Here is an 18,596-nt window from a genome sequence, read left to right on the forward strand (position 1 = left end):
TCTTCTTTTAGATTCTAAGTAGCTTAAGGGAGCGTGAATAAAATTAAAAAAGTACATCTATCAGGTGAAAACTTTATTCCCCACGGATACGCTAGACTTTCGAGACCCAAAAGTATTCTGGCATGAAGAATCTTCAAACTGGGTAATGGTTCTTGCTGTAAGCGACCGTGAGAATTTTACACATCTTCAAATCTCAAGGATTGGTCTTTTGCAAGCGCTTTCGGTTCTGGTATTCCGGGCATCCACCGTGGAATGTTTGAATGTCCTGATGTTTAGGACGTATTCGGAAGGACTTCGCTTAATTCAAGCACCCATAACTGAGTCAAATCAACTTAGAAGATCAATTCTGTCTCTACAAGACATTACGATTAAACCAGATATGAACGTTTTGTCTGCTGTTTCTGCTGCGAAAATGGAAATTATTGCGGAATTTGAAATCGGAACGCTGTTGATTTCCATCCCGATTTTGCTGCAAAACACAAGGCCTCCATGAAGCCAGAGCATAAACGGATACAGTTGAGAATCTATGTTGATTGGTCAAGTGTAGAGATCTTTGGCAACAACGGGACAACTATCATTTCAGACACGATTTTCCCCGACTTGGAAAGTAGAGGACTGGAACTCTATGCCATTGGTGGAGAACTAAAGGTCATGTCGCTTCAAATCAATGATCTCGTAAGCATTTGGGAAAATCAACCGAACTGAACTGGGTGTCCAAAACCAATTAAATTTGAACCGACTTTACAATCCTATTAGAAAAGAGGGTATGGAATGAAAGATAAATCTAAATATGCAATATGTCTTCTGATGGCAACGGGATTGGCTCTGACTTCAAACGGTATTTTTACATCTCAATCAATTGCGGCTAGTGCTGTGCTCGCTGATCAGGAAACAAATAAACAGGCAAAGGAGGAACTTGATATTTTTGAAAGCGCATCCAAATCAAATACCAATCTGATAGGCTGGCAAGTGAAAGGAAAAGGGGGATTAGAGGATACTTCAGAAGGAATCTTGCTAACTTCACAGCCTAAAGAAAATGTAATGGCCATCTCAGAGACAGTGTCCGATGATTTTATCTATGAAGCTGATGTCATGATCAGGGATACGAAGGCAGACGCAACATTGTTGTTTCGTTCTAATGAGGATGGCTTTAGCTCATACATGCTGCAAATCGTTCCGGACGCAGGTCTGATTCGGTTAAGAGATGCAAGAAATGGAGATGGGAAATTAAAGGAGGAGCGTAAAGTTTCTGTTGAAATGGGGCAGATCTATCATCTCAAAGTGAAAGCAGTGGGTTCCTCGCTAAAAGTATATTGGGGCAATCAATATAAACCATTAATTGATGTTCAAGACATTTCGTATCAAAGCGGAAAGCTTGGACTCCATGTATGGGATGGATCCGCCTTGTTTTCGAACATCGTGGTGAGCGATCTGAAAGGTAATTTGGGTACGGTGCTTTCTCGCAAGGGAAAATGGCAGCCTGATATCAACGGAAAAAGAGGGACGGTAGAACAGGAGAGCAAAGCACAGCAAATCTATAATAAAGAGGCGACTGATATGGTGTATGAAGGGAATATTACCCTTCGTCCTGATTCTATTGCAGCTCTCGCATTTCGATCTTCAACCGATGGAACTGAAGGATATGAAGCTACTCTTACGAAGGAAGGAGATCAGGTCCGTGTAAGTTTGACGAATACAACAGGAACAGTAATTGCAAGTTCGCAACGTACTTATCCGAGTCAGACGGGAACCAAACATCATGTGGAAATCAAGGCAAAGGGAGATCGAATTCAGGTCTTCCTGGACGGATACACTACGGCCGCGATTGACGCGAAAGATTCAACCTACAGGAGTGGAAGTACCGGAATTGTCGTAAAAAAAGGGACGGCTTACTTTCAGGATACTTATGTGACGGAACTGAGCCAATATTACAATGAGATATATCGTCCACAATATCATTACACGCCAATACGTGGTTCAGCGAGTGATCCGAATGGGCTTGTCTACTTCGAAGGAGAATATCATCTCTTCCATCAGGATGGAGGAACATGGGCGCATGCGGTAAGTAAAGATATGCTGAACTGGAAACGGCTTCCGATTGCACTTCCCTGGAATGATCACGGACATGTCTGGTCTGGGTCGGCTGTTGCGGATATGACAAATGCATCTGGTTTATTCGGAGATTCAGGAGGCAAAGGCCTTATTGCATACTACACTTCCTTTAATCCGGATAGCCCGAATGGGAACCAGCGTATAGGTCTGGCTTACAGCAAAGACCAAGGTCGTACTTGGGAGTATTCGAAGGAGCGCCCGTTTGTGATCGAGAACCCAGGTAAGAGCGGAAATGAAGCTGGGAATTGGGATTTCCGCGATCCGAAAGTGATCCGTGATGATGAGAATAACCGCTGGGTTATGGTTGTGTCCGGAGGAGATCATATTCGTTTCTACACGTCAACGAATTTACTTGACTGGACATTGACAGATAATTGGGGATATGGGGATTACGTCCGCGGAGGCGTATGGGAATGCCCTGATTTGTTCCAACTTCCGGTAGACGGAACGTCACAGAAGAAGTGGGTTATGATGATCAGTACAGGAGCGAATCCCAAAACAGGTGGATCAGATGCCGAGTATTTTATCGGTCATTTAACAGCTGATGGTAAATTCGTGAACGATAATCCGGCGGGTAAGGTGCTAAGAACAGATTTTGGTAAAGAATTTTACGCTTCGATGTCTTTTGCTAACATGCCTGATCATCGCACAGTGATGATGGCGTGGATGACGAATTGGGATTATCCGTTCGCTTTCCCAACGTCCAATTGGAAAGGTGAACTAACCATTCCGAGAGAAGTGTCATTGGTAACAACCGAAGATGGAATTCGGATGGTGCAAAGTCCAATTAAAGAATTGGACTCACTGCGTAAACCTTTGTATTCTGCTTCCAACAAGTCGGTGAGTCCTTCTTCCGGGAATCTGCTAAAAGGTATTATTTCAGGTGCTTACGAAATTGAAGCTGAAATTGAAATCCCTGAAAATAGCACAGTGACCGAGTTTGGATTTAACATTCGTGAGGGTGCAAATCAGAAGACGGTCGTGGGTTATAAGGCAAGTGATAGTCGTATGTTTGTGGACCGAACTGCATCCGGTGAAACGGATTTTTCTAACCTTTTCAGTAAGAAACATGAAGCGCCTACGCAAATGGAGAATAATCGGATCAAGATGCGTATTCTTGTGGATGAGTCTTCTGTTGAAGCCTTTGGTAACGACGGCAAAGTCGTCTTTTCAGATGTTATATTTCCGGATCCTGTTAGTAGAGCGATGAGTTTTTACGTAAAAGGCGGGAATGTGAATGTTGTTTCCTTGAAAGTGCATCAACTTCAATCGGTCTGGAATGCGGACATTCCTTCAAAAGCTCAAATAAAAATGGATACGAGCGTTCGGGAATTGGGGGTAGGCGAGTCGGATACACTGCAGGCGATGGTCGAGTATGGTCCGGGTTTAGGCGTTCAACCGCTGAAGTGGAATTCCAGTAATAACGAAGTAATAGCCATAGACTTGGTAGACAATTCACACGCAGTTATTAAAGCAAAAAAAGAAGGGGAGTCCACAGTCACCGTATCTACTCCGAATGGCAAAACTTCCACTAGTGTACTCGTTAAAGTCTCAGGTGGCGAGTTCCGGACAAACCTGAGTGGATGGACTAAAGATCTGTCTGCTGCTTCATGGTTAGTTAGTGAACATGGGATTCGTGGTAAATATTTTAGCGATGCGAATTATATTGCCAAAGAAAAGGCTGGGAATTTTACGTATGAAGCAGACATGATGCTCGGTGAAACAGGAGGGGCAGGTTCTATTTTGTTCAGGGCTAGCGAGGATGGTCGCAATGGATACTATCTGAATCTAGACCCTAACATGAAGGCAATCCGTCTGTTCTATAAAATCAACGGAGGATTTGAAGAACGGCAGGTTCTTGCAAAAGTACCAACTTTCATTCAACCAGGTCAAACGTATAAGGTGAAAATAGAAGCGAATGGTCCGCATATTGTCGTTCACGTGGACAGTCACAAAGTCATAGATATCATGGATGGTACTTTTGCAGAAGGCCACTTTGGACTGAATGTATTTGGTGGCTCCGCATCTTATCAGAACGTCAATGTCAGCAACGGTGAACCTGCAAACCTCACCAAGTCCAGCCTTGTAAATGCCGCAACGCAGAAATCCATTTACACAGCTAACCATGTCAACGGGGAGCCGGTTACCTTGCAAGATGCAAGTGCAGCTTCCGTCCAGAAGTGGGTATTTGTTCCGACAGGCGACAAAGCAGGTTCGTATTCAATTCGTACTACGGCCGGTCAGACGCTTGATCTGGATATAGGGCAAAACAAACTTCAGCTGTATCATTACTTAGGATATAACAACCAGCGTTGGGTCCTTCACCAGAACAAAGACGGATCAGTTCATATTACTTCAGCTCATCATCAAAAAGCATTAGAAGTATCGGAAGATGGGACCAAACTCTTCCTGAGTGAACTGAATCCATCACTTGATCGACAAAAATGGATATTAACGAAATAATAAATTTATTCCATGATGGCGCATCTCATAGATATTCCAATAAAGAAGTGTCGCGGGACATGAACATTGTTCTATTCAAGTCGCTATTATAGCGGCTTTTTTCTTTTAATCTTGTCCTAGCAGAGGTTCGATGGCGATCGCTATGCGGATTCGTAAGCTTTCAGTTGGATCTTTGAGTTTCACACCCAAGAGTTTTTCACACTTTTCCAGTCGATACACCACCGTATTTCGATGAACGAAAAGTTGCTTGGATGTTTCGACAAGCTGGCATTGTGTATCGTAAAAAGCGTTCAAGGTGCGCAGCAACTCTTTTTTTTCATGTTCGTCTGCAATGTGCAGCAATCCGTTTAAGGTCGCGTCATAAAATTGTTTCAGTTCGTTGTGGGGAAGCATGTGGAATAAATATCCGATGTCCTTGGCTTGGTAAGATTGGACGAATTGTTTGCGTTTTAGCCAGTAGCCGAATTGCAATGCATTGACCGCTTCTGTATAAGAATGACGAACGCCGAGTACATTGGTTGCAGGTTTGCCAATGCCGATCGACAGACTCAGTCCAGTCTCATGATGCAGCTCTTTAAGCATTCCTGACAGCTGCTCGGTGATTTTTGCCTCATCCCACCCAGACTCAGGGATAGATAGCAGAAGGCAGTAGGTATCATGTTTGGTAAACATGACGAAGGAATGATCTAACCCACCAAAAACACGTTTGATGTGCTCGTATTGCTCCTCTTGCTCCGTGACATTATCTCCTTTCGGAGGCGCCGAACCTTTGTAATTAGGAAATCTTTGATGCATGTGATGTGCCTCGTCATTACGCATGGTCAGCACGACGCTTGCACGCCCCTTAATAAGCCCACATCTCTTGCCGCGGTTCAGCGCCTCCTGCTCAGAAGTGATATATCCCTCAATCAGATCGGAAAAGAACTCGTTTTTGTGTCTGCGGGAGCGCTCTTTGACAGCCTGTGATTTGGTCAGCTCCATTCCAATGACGTTGGAGGCCTGCTCAAGCGTCAGACCGAAAAGGCCAGTCCATTGATCGGGCGAATGAAAGGATAGCAAATAGCCTTCGTGGCGGTAAGTTTTTACTGGATATACCAGCATGCAGCAACGCTCTCGGACTGATGGGTTGATGAAGCACAACGAAGTGGGACTCGAAATATCGGACAAGTCTTGAAGTGTATTTACAGCGGCTGCAGTGAGTTCAGCAACACTTGTATTCTGGTTGGAAGCAGAGATAGTTTGCCATTTGTAGTTTAACAGGATGACTGGGGAGGAGAACAGTTTGGACAGAGAATCGATAATGCTGGAAATTCCTTTGCCGCGCATGATCATCTCGGAGAATTTTTTGTGGATGCTGAGTGCATATTGCAGTTCGTCGCTCTTGTTATTCAGAATCACACTGGTCGATCGCTGCAAAATTTCGCCGAGGGATAGACGGACATCGGAAATTTCGATGATGGGAAATTCATTCTGATCCGCTTCCCAAAGTATTTCATCAGGGATTGGCAGTTCAAAGCGCTTGGTTTTGATGGCCAAGCCCGAGCAATGAAGCCGCTGCATGTCCCTAATTAGATGAATAAACATCTCTGGCTGCTGCTTCATGAAAAAGCCGTTGGTCAGCAAGAGCTCGTTTGGCCTTAGAAAGCGAATGATGTCCGGACAATCCATAATGTTGACCGTTTGAACCTCACGTACTAGCCCCTTATGCCCCGTAATCACTCTGGCATCATCGTAAATGCCGTTTTTCAGCAAATCTGTCAGCAGCACATCGACCCATCCCTTTCTGGAACAAGTTATTTTATTGTTAAGTAATATAACACTACGATCATGTGGAGTAAATATCTTTGGTTTGATCATCCAAGATTGCTAATTATTTTTATCCTTTTCATCCAATGATTTCTCATAAGGAGTGAATTATGCTTAAAGTGTTTCTTGCGTGTAATAAAAGCGTACATGAACGGAGGATGTAATGATTGATCTACTTATCACAGATACGGTGATTTCCGGGGATGAAAGGCGAATGGATGTCGGGATATCCTCAGGCAAGATTTCATTTGTCACGCCATGCGGGGAAAGGAAAACCGAAGCGTCTCGTGTAGTGCAGGGCAAAGGGGGCTTATTGCTGCCCGGATTCGTCGAGCCGCATATTCATTTGGAAAAAGCATATTTGCTGGATTCCATGGATCGGGAGGCGGAGTCTCTCCAGGACGCGATTCAGATAACATCCAAACTGAAAAGTTCGTTCACGAAGGAGGACATGTACCGGCGCTCGCAGGTTGTCATTCGAGAAGCCGTCAGGAATGGTGTAACCCATATGCGTTGCCATGCAGAGGTTGATCCGGTTCTTGGACTCAGAGCTGTCGAATCTGCTCTTCGTCTCAAACAATCCATAAAACATCAACTGGATTTACAGGTAGTAGCCTTTCCGCAAGAAGGGGTGTTTAAGAGTCCGGGGACTGCTGAGCTGATGGAAGAGGCCATTCGTATGGGAGCCGATGTGATTGGAGGAATCACGTATCAGGATGCAGACCTGGGGGAACACTTGGATTTTGCATTTGCTCTGGCAGGGAAGTACGGAAAACCACTGGATTTTCACGTGGATTTCTCGGTCGATTCCAACGACCGTGCCGTTGTGGAAATTGCAAAAAGGACAATTGCTGCAGGAATGCAGGGGCATGTAGCCGCCGGACATGTAACCTCGCTCGGTTCCCTCCCTGAACACGAAGCTTTGGCTATCGGAGAGCTTCTGTGTCTTGCCGGAATCAGCGTCATTACGCTGCCGATGACGGACCTCTTTTTGAATGGAAGGGAAGGCCCAGAAGGTTATCATAGAGGTCTGACTCCTGTGAAACTGCTGCAGGATTGCGGAGTGAATGTGGCGATTGGCGTCAATAATGTGCGCAACTCATTCACGCCATTTGGCAAGGCAGACCCGATTGAGGCTGCCTGGCTATTGGCGATTACTTCGTACATGGGCAGCAAACGGGATGCGCTCATCTTGATCAACATGCTGACGCATAACGCGGCACAGGCGTTAGGCATTGAAAATTATGGCGTTAAGGTTGGCGCTCCGGCTGATATGGTATTGTTCCGAGAGCGGTCGGAAAGGGAAGTGCTGCTTAATAAACCGGAGGCCCGTACGGTCTGGAAATCGGGATTACAGGTAGCTTGTACCGACTCAAAACTTTTGGAATTACCGTGGTTGTCGGATGGGATCGAAACAATCTAAGTATGAAGTAAGGGGATGGAGTTATGGAGAAAGGGTTAACACTCGTTAAAAATGTCAAATGGTCGGAAAACCTGTTTGATCTAACGATTGATCAAACAACAGGACTTATTGTCAGCATTGAGACTGCCGGAACGGATGCGGATCTCACATCTGTAAATATTGCCGGTAGGGCGACAACCGTCATTGACGCGGACGGGCTCCACTATGTACCGCCAATGGCAGATATGCATACCCATCTTGACAAGCATTTTATTGGGGAGCCTTGGAAGTCTTTGCAGCCGTTTGTCACGCTGCCCGGCCAGTTGGAATTTGAGAAAAACATGTTGGGAGAACTACCGACCGGGGCGGGAGAACGTGCGAAACGAATGTTGGATTTAATGCTAGCCCAAGGTACAACGGCAATCCGCACACACGTTGACGTGGATCCGCAAATTGGCCTCTCTCATCTTGAGGAGGTCTTGGAAGTGCGTGAGATGTACCAGGGACGCATCGATATGGAAATTGTGGCGTTCCCCCAGCAAGGCCTGCTTCGATCTGACTCCGTTTCTGTTATGCGGCAAGCGCTTCGTGCTGGAGCTAACTATGTTGGTGGTGTGGATCCGGCCGGACTGGACCGCCGGGTGGATGCAAGTCTGGAAGCCATGTTCGAACTTGCGACAGAATTCTCTGCGGGCATCGACTTGCATCTTCATGACCCGAGTCATCTCGGAATATACACGATCAGCCGCTTCGCCGAACTGACAGAACAAGCCGGTATGTCCGGCCGTACCGCGGTAAGCCATGCCTACTGTTTGGGCCAGGTTGGGGAAACAGAGGTGCGCTCACTCGCGGAAAGGTTGTGTGCGGCCGGCGTAGCCATCATGACGAGTGTGCCCATTGACAGGCCTATGCCCCCCATCAAACTGTTGATGGAAACGGGAGTGTCCGTGCATATCGGTTCCGATAACATTTTGGATTCGTGGAGCCCATTCGGAAATGGCGATATGCTCTCCCGTGGGTCACGTCTCGCTGAAGCATCCGGTTGGGTGGAAGACTTCTGGCTGTTAGAAACGTACAAGCTTATATCCAATGCGCCATTAACTCCAAAAGTGGGTGAACGAGGTGCTTTCTCGTTGGTAAATGCCATAAATGCGATGCATGCGTTGGCGGCGGCACCTCCACGCGAAGCTGTATTTTCGAGTGGTGTGCTTGTTGGTGGTCGAATGTTTCCCAACAGCAGACAGATGCAGCCATCCATCCATTCGTAACAATCTTTAATTAAACATGAAGCAGCGCATCCTTTTGCAGATGCGTTGCTTTTTGGCATGAAAAGGCTGATCACAGGGCTTATAATACGTTGCACAATGCAGTGAATGTTACAATACATAACATTTAAATTTACAAAGCATTTTCTTTTGGTGTAACAATCCAAATGAAATCATTTTTTTTAGTGAATCACACCAATGACTGAGGCTTACTTACATCGTATTATTCATATAAGAACAATTTTAAGTCACATAAACTGACATTAATAGAATAGGAGGGATATTGGAGGAGTTACACAAACCAAACATCATTGTTACGAACAGGGGGAGAGAGACATGCGTCGAGGTTTCCATGCAAACCGCATCCAAAACATTAGAAAGCATGGGCTGTTATTGATCATGATTTTGCCAGGCATCGTCTATCTGTTCATCAACAATTACTTGCCCATGTTCGGCATTGTGATCGCGTTCAAAGATATCAATTTTGCAAAAGGAATCTGGGGAAGTGACTGGGTAGGCTTCGATAATTTCGCCTATCTGTTCCAAACACAGGATGCTTGGGTGATTACCCGAAACACGTTACTCTACAACGGCGCATTTATCGTGCTTGGAACAGTGCTCTCCATAGCTGTGGCCGTATTGTTGAACGAGGTAAAAAAGCGATTTGCCTCCCGACTGTACCAAAGCATCATTTTGCTGCCCTATCTGATCTCGATGGTCATTGTCGCTTACTTGGTTCTGGCATTGCTCAACGAGGAAAACGGATTCGTCAACCATTACGTGCTTCCTTTGCTGGGGATTGACCCCGTGTCGTGGTATGCGGATTCCGGTAAATGGCCCTTTATATTAAGTGTCGTATATCTGTGGAAAAACGTCGGTTATACATGCATTGTTTATCTGGCCTCAATCGTAGGCATCAGCCAAGAGTATTATGAATCCGCTACGCTGGACGGAGCATCCAAGTGGAGGCAAGTCTGGAGCATTACCCTTCCTCTGCTTAAACCCACGATGGTCATTATGGTACTTCTTGCAGTGGGACGCATCTTCAATTCCGATTTCGGATTGTTCTATCAGGTTCCGCTGAATTCGGGTGCACTGCAAACGACTACCGATGTCATTGACACATACGTTTATCGTGGATTGATGACTTTCGGGGATTTCGGAATGTCATCCGCTGCCGGACTGTACCAGTCCATTGTCGGTTTTCTGTTAGTATTAACGACCAATGCGATCGTTCGTCGCAAAAACCGGGATTTGGCGCTGTTTTAGCTAAGGGGGAGGACAACATGTATTCAAATAGGATATATCAAATGGCTGTTCACCTCGTGCTTATCATGATGGGAATCGCTGCAGTGTTTCCGTTTATACTTCTGATATCCGCTTCCCTAACCGAGGAACAAGCCATTATCAGGGATGGTTATCGTTTGTTACCGGCTCAATTCAGCTTCGATGCTTATGTGTATCTGTTTAATCAGTATTCGTTGATTCTGCGGTCGTATGGAATTACGACGTTCATCACGGTCGTGGGCACGATCGTTGGATTGATGATCACAACCCTGGTCGCTTATCCGCTATCCAGAAATGTGCTTCCATTTCGTTCGTTCCTGTCATTCTTCGTATTTTTCACCCTGCTTTTCAATGGGGGGCTGGTGCCCATGTACTTGGTTTATACGGACCTCTTCCATTTGAAAGATACCATCTGGTCGCTAATCATCCCGAATTTACTGACCAACGGGTTCTACATTTTGTTGATGCGCAGTTTCTTTTCCACATCAATTCCCGGCGAAGTCGTGGAGTCAGCCTATGTGGATGGAGCCAACGAATGGGTTATTTATTGCAAAATCGTTCTCCCGCTTGCTCTCCCAAGCCTGGCAACCATTGGTCTGATGCTCATGATTTCGTATTGGAACGATTGGTTTAACGGTCTGATCTTCATCAATGACGGAAGCCTCTACAGCATTCAAAACCTGCTTAATCGAATGTTGTCTGATGTCCAGTACTTGCAGCAAAACAGTTTGTCTGGCCAGACGGCTGTTGTCTCATCCGTACCTCTCGGCAGTGTGAGAATGGCTATTGCCGTAATCGGCGTGTTGCCGCTGATCGCAGCGTATCCGTTTTTCCAGAAGTTCTTCGTCAAAGGATTGACCATTGGTGCCGTAAAAGGTTAGTCATGCTTCGTATCCAAGATGTCTCATCCAAAAGCAAACATGGGGAGTGAATGAAGATGTTCAGAAAAAGATTGCCTGCGGGTTTCATAAAGGTACTGTCCTTAATTTGTGCGGCCCCTCTATTGTTGACGGCATGCGGAGATCCAGACAGTAAGGAGGGGGCAGAACCTGGGAGAGCTTCAGCTACTGACATGTATGAAGTGGTCATGACGTATCCGGCTTTTGGGGATGTAACAGATGTTAAGGAAATTCAGGAAGCCATCAGTGATATTACAGCGGAAAAGGTAGGCGCCACCGTGAAGCTCTTGCCTGTTAATGGATCGAACTATGCCAATCAAATGAACTTGATGCTGGCGGGTAGCGAGAAACTGGATCTGGTGTATACCAGCGTATGGTTCGGCCTTGAGTCCCAAATCGGCAGGGGGCAGTTACTGCCCATGGACGAATCGTTGAATGAATTTGGTAAAAAGATACTGGAGGCTGTTCCGGAGGAAGCCGCAGAAGCCGGGAAGATGAATGGCGAAACATATGGCGTTCCCAGCATTAAAGCTTGGGCACTTTCTCCCAGTTTTGTGATGGACAAAGAGCTTGCCGATAAGCATGATATTGACCTTAGCGCCATAAAAACCTGGAATGATATCTCTGCTGTATTGCAGCGTATCAAGGACAATGAGCCGGGTGTCACGCCGATTGTCAGCTATACCTCGCAGGAAACACCTGGACAAGCCATGCTGAATTTTGATCCATTGGGAACAGCACCTGGCGTGCTGGATTTTAGCGGGGAGGACTTCACCGTGCAGAATCTTTTTGCGACTTCGCGGTTCTCCACAATGGCTGACCTGATGCGTGATTGGTACCAAAAAGGTTATTTCAGCAAAGACGTCGCAACGTCACAGGAAACGGGGTCCAATCTGATCAAGGCAGGCAAAGCCTTCTCGTATATCCGGAATATCAATGAGTGTTACTCGGAATCACTTGCGGCTGGGACTGAACTTGTATGCGTACCTCTTGAGGACTCGTACATGACGCGTAATAGCGTAGCTTCCAACATGATGTCTTTGGCAAGGAACAGTGAGCAGCCGGATAAGGCGATTCAAGTATTGGAGCTGTTTTACTCGGACGAAGCAGTCATTAATCTGTTTACCAACGGAATTGAGGGCCAGCATTATATTCAGCGGGATAATGGCCTGATCGGCAAGCCAGAAGGTGCTACTGCAACAGGATACGATTCAAACCAATATGCCGTGGGGAACAATTTCCTGTCCTATATATGGGAAGGGAACGATCCTGACATGTGGGAGCAGTTGAGGGGCGAAAACGAGAGTGCCGTAAAATCAAGGGCGATGGGTTTCAGCTTCGACATCAATCCGGTCAAAACACAAATTACCTCGGTGGCCAACGTCCAAAACCAGTATGATGCAGGCTTTCAGACAGGAACTTTTGACCCGTCAGAACTGGGTGCTTATCTCGACAAACTAAAGAATGCAGGCGTAGAGAAAATATTGACGGAAAAGCAAAACCAGTTAAACCAATGGCTTAAAAATAAATAGAAGGAGCTGATCACGCATGTTTAATCCTGTCATTGATGTTCACCACCATATCATCTCTAAAGAAATGCAACGAAAGCAGCGGGAGTTGGGAATGGAGATTCCGAGTTTTATGCCAAAGTGGACGCCCGAGATCGGCATGCAAAAAATGGATGTATGTGACATCTCGTTTTCATTCCTTTCAGCCCCGTCAGACCTGACGTTCATCGACCAATCTTCTGCCAACGCATTGGCACGTAAAATGAATGAAGAGCTCGCATCGTATGCTCAACTTCATCCTGAGCGGTATGGTGCGTTTGCAACGCTTCCACTCCCGGATCCCGCAGCAGCCATGGAAGAAACCTTGTATGCACTTGATGTTCTCGGGATGGATGGTGTTGCAATGCTAACAAGTTATCAGGGGAAATATTTAAGCCATCCGGATTACACCGAATTGTTAACCGAATTGGATCGACGCAGTGCTGTTGTGTTTCTGCATCCCATCCTTATACCACAAAAAATCGCAGGACTTAGTCCTGCGCTGCTTGAGGGCACCTTCGATACGACGCGTGCCGTCACTACGATGGCTGTTCATCGCATTTTCGACCAATATCCATCTATTACCTTCATTCTTCCCCATACAGGGGGCATGGTGCCGTATATCAAATGGAGAATTGCGCTTGCCGCCATCGGGCAAGATTCGATTCAGGTTGAAACAACACCGGAACAATTTCAAGCTGAAATAGCCAAACTGGACCACCTTTATTATGATTCCACGTTGAACCTCGGCACAATCCAAAAGTTGATTGCGCCTGATCGGATTCTGTTCGGAGCGGACATACCTTGGCCTGCGGACAGCGTCCTTCGTATACAGCGGGAGTCGGTATTCCATGAAGCACAGCAGATCAGCGAAGAAAACGCGAAGGCGATCGCTTATGGCAATGCCTTTCGTCTATTCCCCCGTATTTCTAAGCTTTTTGATATAGAGAAAAAGTTAATTTAAAGTGACAGGAAACGATAACTCAATAATATTAAGAAGGCAGCCGATCAACGTGATCGGCTGCTTTTGTTTAACTAACGAGCAGATTAAAAGATAATCCGTTCAAGGCAGGTCTCTGTCTGGATTATAGAGTAATGTTGTAATGTCAGAGAATATAGTTGATAAGCATTATTATTCATGATATATTGTTAACCGGTAAACTAAATATAAGAATTCATTTAGAAAAACCCTATTTTTTAAATGATATTTTTTGTTTACAAGTAAATAAGGAGCGATCAAAGAATGATCTCAAAAGATCGAACAAAACAGTTGCTTTATGACCAATTTATTCGTTTTTTACATGTGTATGAGAACCACAAGGATACAGAAATCGAGCATTTCCTAAGTATCGCCCAGCGTGAAAGCATCGAGAAAATCCCTCAGCATTTGACCGCGGTTCATATGATAGATTGCATAGGCAAGCATGAGCCTATTAACAACACGGGTATTGCCGAGGCGATGAATTTGTCCAAAGCAAGTATCACCAAAATTGGAAACAAACTGCTGGAGGAAGGATTCGTCAAACGTACAAAAATGAATGACAACAAAAAGGAGAGTTATTTCCGGTTGTCACCGCAAGGTAAAAAAATCTTTGAACTGCATGAACGTTTGCATATACATGAGGCTGAGCGCTTCTATCGTACTCTCGACAAATATTCGGAAACGGAGCTAAAAGTAATCCATCAATTTCTTCAAGACAGCAGTATAAATATTGAATCCAGATAGAACAAAGGAGAGTGAAGCATATGAGTCTGGCGAAATTGATCAGGGAGCGCAGGAGTATTCGTAAATGTAACTTTACGCCGGTGGATCAGGAGTTAATTGTAGAATTACTGCGTAAGGCTATACGGCTTCAACCATTGGTTGAGGCTGGCTCATGGCGTGTGGTATATGCCGGAACTCCAGAAGCACGCAAACGGTTGGTGGACTGCATGCTGGAACAGATGTCACAAAGCAAGCTCGGCAAGCTGATTCCAGGGAAACTTCTGGATGTTTTTAAAAAGAGAATTACCGATATTCCTGCGCACGTCATTGTTATGTCGACTGTAGGACCGGATCGTCTGACCAATGACCGTAATTATGCAGCTGCCTGCGGGGTGATGCAGAGCTTCCAACTGTTGGGCTGGGAACGAGGGTTAGGAATGTTATGGGATACAGAGTCCATGATTCAGCATGAAGCGTTCTTCAATGGAATTGGCTTACGTGAGGATGAAAGATTTGTTGGTATTCTTCATATAGGATATTACGACAAAGCGCCAAGAAGTCGGAAAAGAACACCAGCCGAGCAGAAATGGACCGTATTGCGAGGACAGTCTACATAGAAGAGGAGGATGTGAAAATGAAATTGTCAGATCTGGAAGGAGTCATGGGCGGTCCGAGTGAGTATTTGGAGCAACCGGTATCGCACGACCTAATCCTTGAATTGCTCAATCATGCCGTATGGGCGCCAAATGATGGCCTCCGAGAGCCGTGGCGATTTATCTTTGCCGATAACCGATATGGGGACCTCATGCAGGGATTACAGGAGCCTGCCCCTGCATATCTTTTGGTCTTGGTGAAGGAAGAGGCGGATCAATATAAGCGAGAAGAGGACTTTGCAGCTGTCTGCTGCCTAATTCAGAATTTCCGCTTGCTGGCTCATGAGCAAAGTCTGGGTGTGCGCTGTACCTTGCATGACTGGATGTACGATTCGAGCCGTACTGAAATGTTTGGTGTACTGAGTAACGAGCGCATTGCTGCGGTTCTGGAATTGGGATACGGTGCAAATCAGTGGAAAGGGAATACGGAGTTACCTGAGACTCAACTTCATTTTGAACTTCTGTAGGGTGGCGATCAATTTTTATTGCACCAAAATATCATAACTGATTGAGCTTGCTTTCAGGCTCCTCACCATTTTCTACACGTTTTATATTCTTTATAAAGAAATCATATCTTGTTTTATGAAATTTCCGACCATCAGGCATTCCCGCTGTATGGGGAGTAAGTATCACATTACCCAGATTCCGGAGTTCACTATCAATAGGAAGCGGTTCAGATTCAAACACATCCAGGCAGGAGCCTGAAATATCCCCGTTTTTTAATGCATCAATCTAAGTCTCTTTCGTTGACAATGCCGCCGCGGGTTGTATTGATAAAAAGAGTGGTATTTTTCATTTTTTTGAATGCCGCTTTGTTGATCAGCTGTTTGGTTTGCTCATTCAAGGGTACATGTACACTGACTATGTCCGATGTACTTACAAGAGTATCGAAATCCGTCATTTTCACAAAACCATCAGATTGTACAGTGGCATTTCTCGCATACGCCAGCACATTCATGTCAAAAACCCTGGAAAACGCAGCTACTTTTTTTCCAATAGCACCCAAACCGATAATCCCAATCGTTTTGCCCTTTAATTCACTCCCTGTATAGTCCAATTGATTTTCATCCATCTTGTTTTTCATGAAAGTATCAAGAAACGGTATGTTTTTATAATAAGACAATATCAGTGCCATGACATGCTCGGCCACTGCCTGTGCATTCACTCCTGCAGCATTGGCCGGGCGGAACAATTACAACGTTCCAGTCTTGCGGAAAACTCCCTGCAATATTGGATTTTGAGGTCTCGCTAAAATTGCCAACCATGAGAATTTTCATTGCTAAACCACCTTTCATAAGCTATACCATTCTTCAAATAAAACCGTTGATGCTCGTCATTTTATCCTTTTAATACAATTTTATCAAGAAGATTTCATTACGTTCTATTGAACCGGAATGGAAAAGAATCTTGATAAACAATATACTAGCTATATAGTTTTTTGTTGAGGTGAATATCAAATGGATGAAATCGATGAGTCAAAACAAATTGTATTACAAATCGGCGGTGCATTAAAAAAGTATAGAAAAGAAAAAAACATGACCTTAGACGACTTATCAGAATTAACGGGCGTAAGTAAACTTACTCTGGGGAATATCGAACGTGGCGAGACAAATCCAACTTTGGCCATCATATGGAAAATTTCAAAAGGAATATCTTTACCGCTATTGGCTTTGTTCACATCAGAGAAACCCGTTAGTTTGTATCGAGCAGGGGAGGGACTGCGGTTTTCTAATGATGAAAAAAATTGGATCATTGAACCCGTCTTTAAAAGCAACGATATTGAAATGTGTCGGGCATACTTACAGCCTAATAGCTCGTATTACCCTGAAGGTCATCATGTGAATACCACTGAAATTGCGACAGTAATGACCGGTTCCATTGAGTTACAAGTCAATGGAGAGATGTACACATTGAATCAATATGATACGATCAGTTTTCGTGCAGATGATCCTCACGCTTATACCAATCATACAAATAACGAGACAGTGCTCCATATATCCTTAAAATATGGTTTCTAGTCGTCGAAAATCCACTTATTAAATGCAACTCCGAATTCCATGACGGGAATTCAGAGTTGTATTTTTTTATTCAATTTTAGTATATTATAAAATAATTATTGTTTATTAAAGTATACTATAATATACTTTTATTATTCGCGCGAACGTTATAGCAAAGTTTTTCAACCAGCATGAAGCAAATATTATACGTAAGAATTCAGGAAGGAGAATTGTAGAATGCCGAATACACAAAATAAAAAATTCGTGCCATCCTCTGTAGCGCTGATCATTCTCGGCATTATTGTTATTGCAGCTAATTTACGTACTCCCTTAACCTCAGTTGGTCCTTTAGTGGGTTTTATAAGGGATGACGTTCATATTTCAAATACATTAGCAGGCCTGATCACAACGGTACCCTTGCTTGCCTTTGCTTTATTATCGCCTCTCGTACCAAAATTAGGACGGAGGTATGGGGTTGAGCGTATCATTTTGATTGCCCTAATCTTTCTGACTGTTGGTATTGTAATACGATCTTTATCTGGCGCAGTTAATCTGTTTATTGGAACAGCGGTTCTTGGATTCGCCATTGCCATATGTAATGTATTATTGCCAAGTATAATCAAAAGGGATTTTCCAAATAAAATTGGCTCCATGACAGGAGTTTACTCCATTTCAATGAATTTATGTGGAGCAATCGCATCGGGAATCAGTGTACCGCTAGCCATGAACACAGGGCTAAAATGGCAGGGAGCATTGGGAATATGGGGGATTCTAAGCTTTGTATCGATCCTCTGTTGGTTACCCCAATTAAGAAATCAAACGAAACAAACTGCCACGACGAGTCAACACATGGCAAGCAACGATGTGAATGTTTGGCGATCCCCGCTTGCTTGGCAAGTAACCTTGTTCATGGGTATACAGTCTATGGTTTTCTATGTATTGATCGCATGGTTGCCTGAAATTTTAAAGCAGCAAGGAATTGATTCCAACCAATCTGGATGGTACCTCTCGATCATGCAGTTAGCGATGCTCCCATTTACCTTTATTGTCCCTGTTATTGCCGGGCGTATGTCTAATCAACGTTTGTTAGTGGTCATCACAACCATTTTGCTTTTGACGGGGACGCTTGGACTTCTTTACGGAAGTTCTAATGTCATTCTGTTGTGGATCATCATACTCGGAATTGGTGGAGGTTTCGCCTTTAGTTTGGCCATGATGTTTTTCGGGTTACGCACTGAAAATGCACATCAAGCAGCGGAATTATCTGGCATGGCCCAATCGATCGGATATCTTCTTGCCGCAATTGGTCCAGCCCTTATAGGATATCTGCACGATGCAACAAATAGTTGGCACCTGCCACTTTTCATTCTGCTTGGGGCTTCCGTGTTACTATTTATAGTTGGTATCGGAGCAGCAAGTAATCAAAAACTCAATACCATGAAATAATAATAAGCCCGCAA

17 protein-coding genes are annotated in these 18,596 nt (G+C 44.7%); 14 read left to right on the top strand and 3 right to left on the bottom strand.

Annotated features, from left to right (window positions below; all coding sequences use genetic code 11):
- Positions 1-64: 64 nt before the first annotated feature.
- From AC6CIF_RS12395 to AC6CIF_RS12405, 3 genes are all read left to right on the top strand, one after another.
- Positions 65-493: a hypothetical protein gene (locus tag AC6CIF_RS12395; protein WP_498199859.1), complete on the top strand. Its 429-nt coding sequence runs from the start codon at positions 65-67 to the stop codon at positions 491-493.
- A complete protein-coding gene (locus tag AC6CIF_RS12400) occupies positions 490-705 on the top strand; it encodes a glycoside hydrolase family 32 C-terminal domain-containing protein (protein WP_498199860.1) in 216 nt (71 codons plus the stop codon). Before AC6CIF_RS12395 ends, AC6CIF_RS12400 begins: the two co-directional genes overlap by 4 nt.
- A gap of 66 nt (positions 706-771) precedes the next feature.
- Positions 772-4,575: a GH32 C-terminal domain-containing protein gene (locus tag AC6CIF_RS12405; RefSeq protein ID WP_498199861.1), complete on the top strand. Its 3,804-nt coding sequence runs from the start codon at positions 772-774 to the stop codon at positions 4,573-4,575.
- Positions 4,576-4,680: 105 nt separating this feature from the next.
- Here AC6CIF_RS12405 and AC6CIF_RS12410 read toward each other — a convergent pair whose 3' ends face one another.
- Positions 4,681-6,342 carry a PucR family transcriptional regulator gene (locus tag AC6CIF_RS12410; RefSeq protein ID WP_498199862.1) on the bottom strand — a complete coding sequence of 554 codons (1,662 nt, stop codon included), beginning with the start codon at positions 6,340-6,342 and terminating at the stop codon, positions 4,681-4,683.
- A 202-nt stretch (positions 6,343-6,544) separates the two neighbouring features.
- Between AC6CIF_RS12410 and AC6CIF_RS12415 the strand changes: the two genes are divergently transcribed.
- From AC6CIF_RS12415 to AC6CIF_RS12455, 9 genes are all read left to right on the top strand, one after another.
- Positions 6,545-7,804, top strand: a complete 1,260-nt coding sequence (locus AC6CIF_RS12415) for an amidohydrolase family protein (protein WP_498199863.1) — start codon at positions 6,545-6,547, stop codon at positions 7,802-7,804.
- A 23-nt stretch (positions 7,805-7,827) separates the two neighbouring features.
- Entirely contained in the window at positions 7,828-9,051 is a 1,224-nt protein-coding gene (locus AC6CIF_RS12420) for an amidohydrolase family protein (protein ID WP_498199864.1), read from the top strand.
- Between the two features lie 333 nt (positions 9,052-9,384).
- Complete coding sequence (locus tag AC6CIF_RS12425) at positions 9,385-10,317, top strand: ABC transporter permease (protein ID WP_076210471.1); 933 nt, start codon at positions 9,385-9,387, stop codon at positions 10,315-10,317.
- A gap of 17 nt (positions 10,318-10,334) precedes the next feature.
- Positions 10,335-11,216, top strand: a complete 882-nt coding sequence (locus AC6CIF_RS12430; RefSeq protein WP_498199865.1) for a carbohydrate ABC transporter permease — start codon at positions 10,335-10,337, stop codon at positions 11,214-11,216.
- Between the two features lie 56 nt (positions 11,217-11,272).
- Positions 11,273-12,766, top strand: coding sequence for an ABC transporter substrate-binding protein (locus AC6CIF_RS12435; protein WP_498199866.1), 1,494 nt, complete (start codon positions 11,273-11,275; stop codon positions 12,764-12,766).
- Positions 12,767-12,782: 16 nt separating this feature from the next.
- Entirely contained in the window at positions 12,783-13,745 is a 963-nt protein-coding gene (locus tag AC6CIF_RS12440) for an amidohydrolase family protein (RefSeq protein ID WP_036615371.1), read from the top strand.
- 279 nt (positions 13,746-14,024) lie between these two features.
- Positions 14,025-14,507 (top strand): MarR family transcriptional regulator, encoded by a 483-nt coding sequence (locus tag AC6CIF_RS12445; RefSeq protein WP_017688279.1) that lies wholly within the window; start codon positions 14,025-14,027, stop codon positions 14,505-14,507.
- A 20-nt stretch (positions 14,508-14,527) separates the two neighbouring features.
- Positions 14,528-15,103, top strand: coding sequence for a nitroreductase family protein (locus tag AC6CIF_RS12450; RefSeq protein WP_498199867.1), 576 nt, complete (start codon positions 14,528-14,530; stop codon positions 15,101-15,103).
- Positions 15,104-15,120: 17 nt separating this feature from the next.
- Complete coding sequence (locus AC6CIF_RS12455; protein WP_498199868.1) at positions 15,121-15,606, top strand: nitroreductase family protein; 486 nt, start codon at positions 15,121-15,123, stop codon at positions 15,604-15,606.
- Positions 15,607-15,637: 31 nt separating this feature from the next.
- Here AC6CIF_RS12455 and AC6CIF_RS12460 read toward each other — a convergent pair whose 3' ends face one another.
- Positions 15,638-15,826 (bottom strand): hypothetical protein, encoded by a 189-nt coding sequence (locus AC6CIF_RS12460; RefSeq protein WP_498199869.1) that lies wholly within the window; start codon positions 15,824-15,826, stop codon positions 15,638-15,640.
- 40 nt (positions 15,827-15,866) lie between these two features.
- Entirely contained in the window at positions 15,867-16,289 is a 423-nt protein-coding gene (locus tag AC6CIF_RS12465; protein ID WP_498199870.1) for an NAD(P)-dependent oxidoreductase, read from the bottom strand.
- A gap of 307 nt (positions 16,290-16,596) precedes the next feature.
- On the opposite strand from AC6CIF_RS12465, the gene AC6CIF_RS12470 reads away from it, so the two are divergent.
- Both AC6CIF_RS12470 and AC6CIF_RS12475 read left to right on the top strand, forming a co-directional pair.
- Positions 16,597-17,157 (top strand): helix-turn-helix domain-containing protein, encoded by a 561-nt coding sequence (locus AC6CIF_RS12470; RefSeq protein ID WP_498199871.1) that lies wholly within the window; start codon positions 16,597-16,599, stop codon positions 17,155-17,157.
- A gap of 216 nt (positions 17,158-17,373) precedes the next feature.
- Positions 17,374-18,582 carry a CynX/NimT family MFS transporter gene (locus AC6CIF_RS12475; RefSeq protein ID WP_498199872.1) on the top strand — a complete coding sequence of 403 codons (1,209 nt, stop codon included), beginning with the start codon at positions 17,374-17,376 and terminating at the stop codon, positions 18,580-18,582.
- Positions 18,583-18,596: the final 14 nt, after the last annotated feature.

The organism is Paenibacillus sp. GQ49 (genome assembly GCF_059759055.1).

What these genes read in the sequence shown, in the direction of transcription:
- AC6CIF_RS12430 (WP_498199865.1), top strand. Translation starts at nt 10,335, where the DNA reads ATGTATTCAAATAGGATATATCAAATGGCTGTTCACCTCGTGCTTATC.
- AC6CIF_RS12470 (WP_498199871.1), top strand. Translation starts at nt 16,597, where the DNA reads ATGGATGAAATCGATGAGTCAAAACAAATTGTATTACAAATCGGCGGT.
- AC6CIF_RS12420 (WP_498199864.1), top strand. Translation starts at nt 7,828, where the DNA reads ATGGAGAAAGGGTTAACACTCGTTAAAAATGTCAAATGGTCGGAAAAC.
- AC6CIF_RS12425 (WP_076210471.1), top strand. Translation starts at nt 9,385, where the DNA reads ATGCGTCGAGGTTTCCATGCAAACCGCATCCAAAACATTAGAAAGCAT.
- AC6CIF_RS12400 (WP_498199860.1), top strand. Translation starts at nt 490, where the DNA reads ATGAAGCCAGAGCATAAACGGATACAGTTGAGAATCTATGTTGATTGG.
- AC6CIF_RS12415 (WP_498199863.1), top strand. Translation starts at nt 6,545, where the DNA reads ATGATTGATCTACTTATCACAGATACGGTGATTTCCGGGGATGAAAGG.
- AC6CIF_RS12475 (WP_498199872.1), top strand. Translation starts at nt 17,374, where the DNA reads ATGCCGAATACACAAAATAAAAAATTCGTGCCATCCTCTGTAGCGCTG.
- AC6CIF_RS12455 (WP_498199868.1), top strand. Translation starts at nt 15,121, where the DNA reads ATGAAATTGTCAGATCTGGAAGGAGTCATGGGCGGTCCGAGTGAGTAT.
- AC6CIF_RS12440 (WP_036615371.1), top strand. Translation starts at nt 12,783, where the DNA reads ATGTTTAATCCTGTCATTGATGTTCACCACCATATCATCTCTAAAGAA.
- AC6CIF_RS12450 (WP_498199867.1), top strand. Translation starts at nt 14,528, where the DNA reads ATGAGTCTGGCGAAATTGATCAGGGAGCGCAGGAGTATTCGTAAATGT.
- AC6CIF_RS12445 (WP_017688279.1), top strand. Translation starts at nt 14,025, where the DNA reads ATGATCTCAAAAGATCGAACAAAACAGTTGCTTTATGACCAATTTATT.
- AC6CIF_RS12405 (WP_498199861.1), top strand. Translation starts at nt 772, where the DNA reads ATGAAAGATAAATCTAAATATGCAATATGTCTTCTGATGGCAACGGGA.
- AC6CIF_RS12435 (WP_498199866.1), top strand. Translation starts at nt 11,273, where the DNA reads ATGTTCAGAAAAAGATTGCCTGCGGGTTTCATAAAGGTACTGTCCTTA.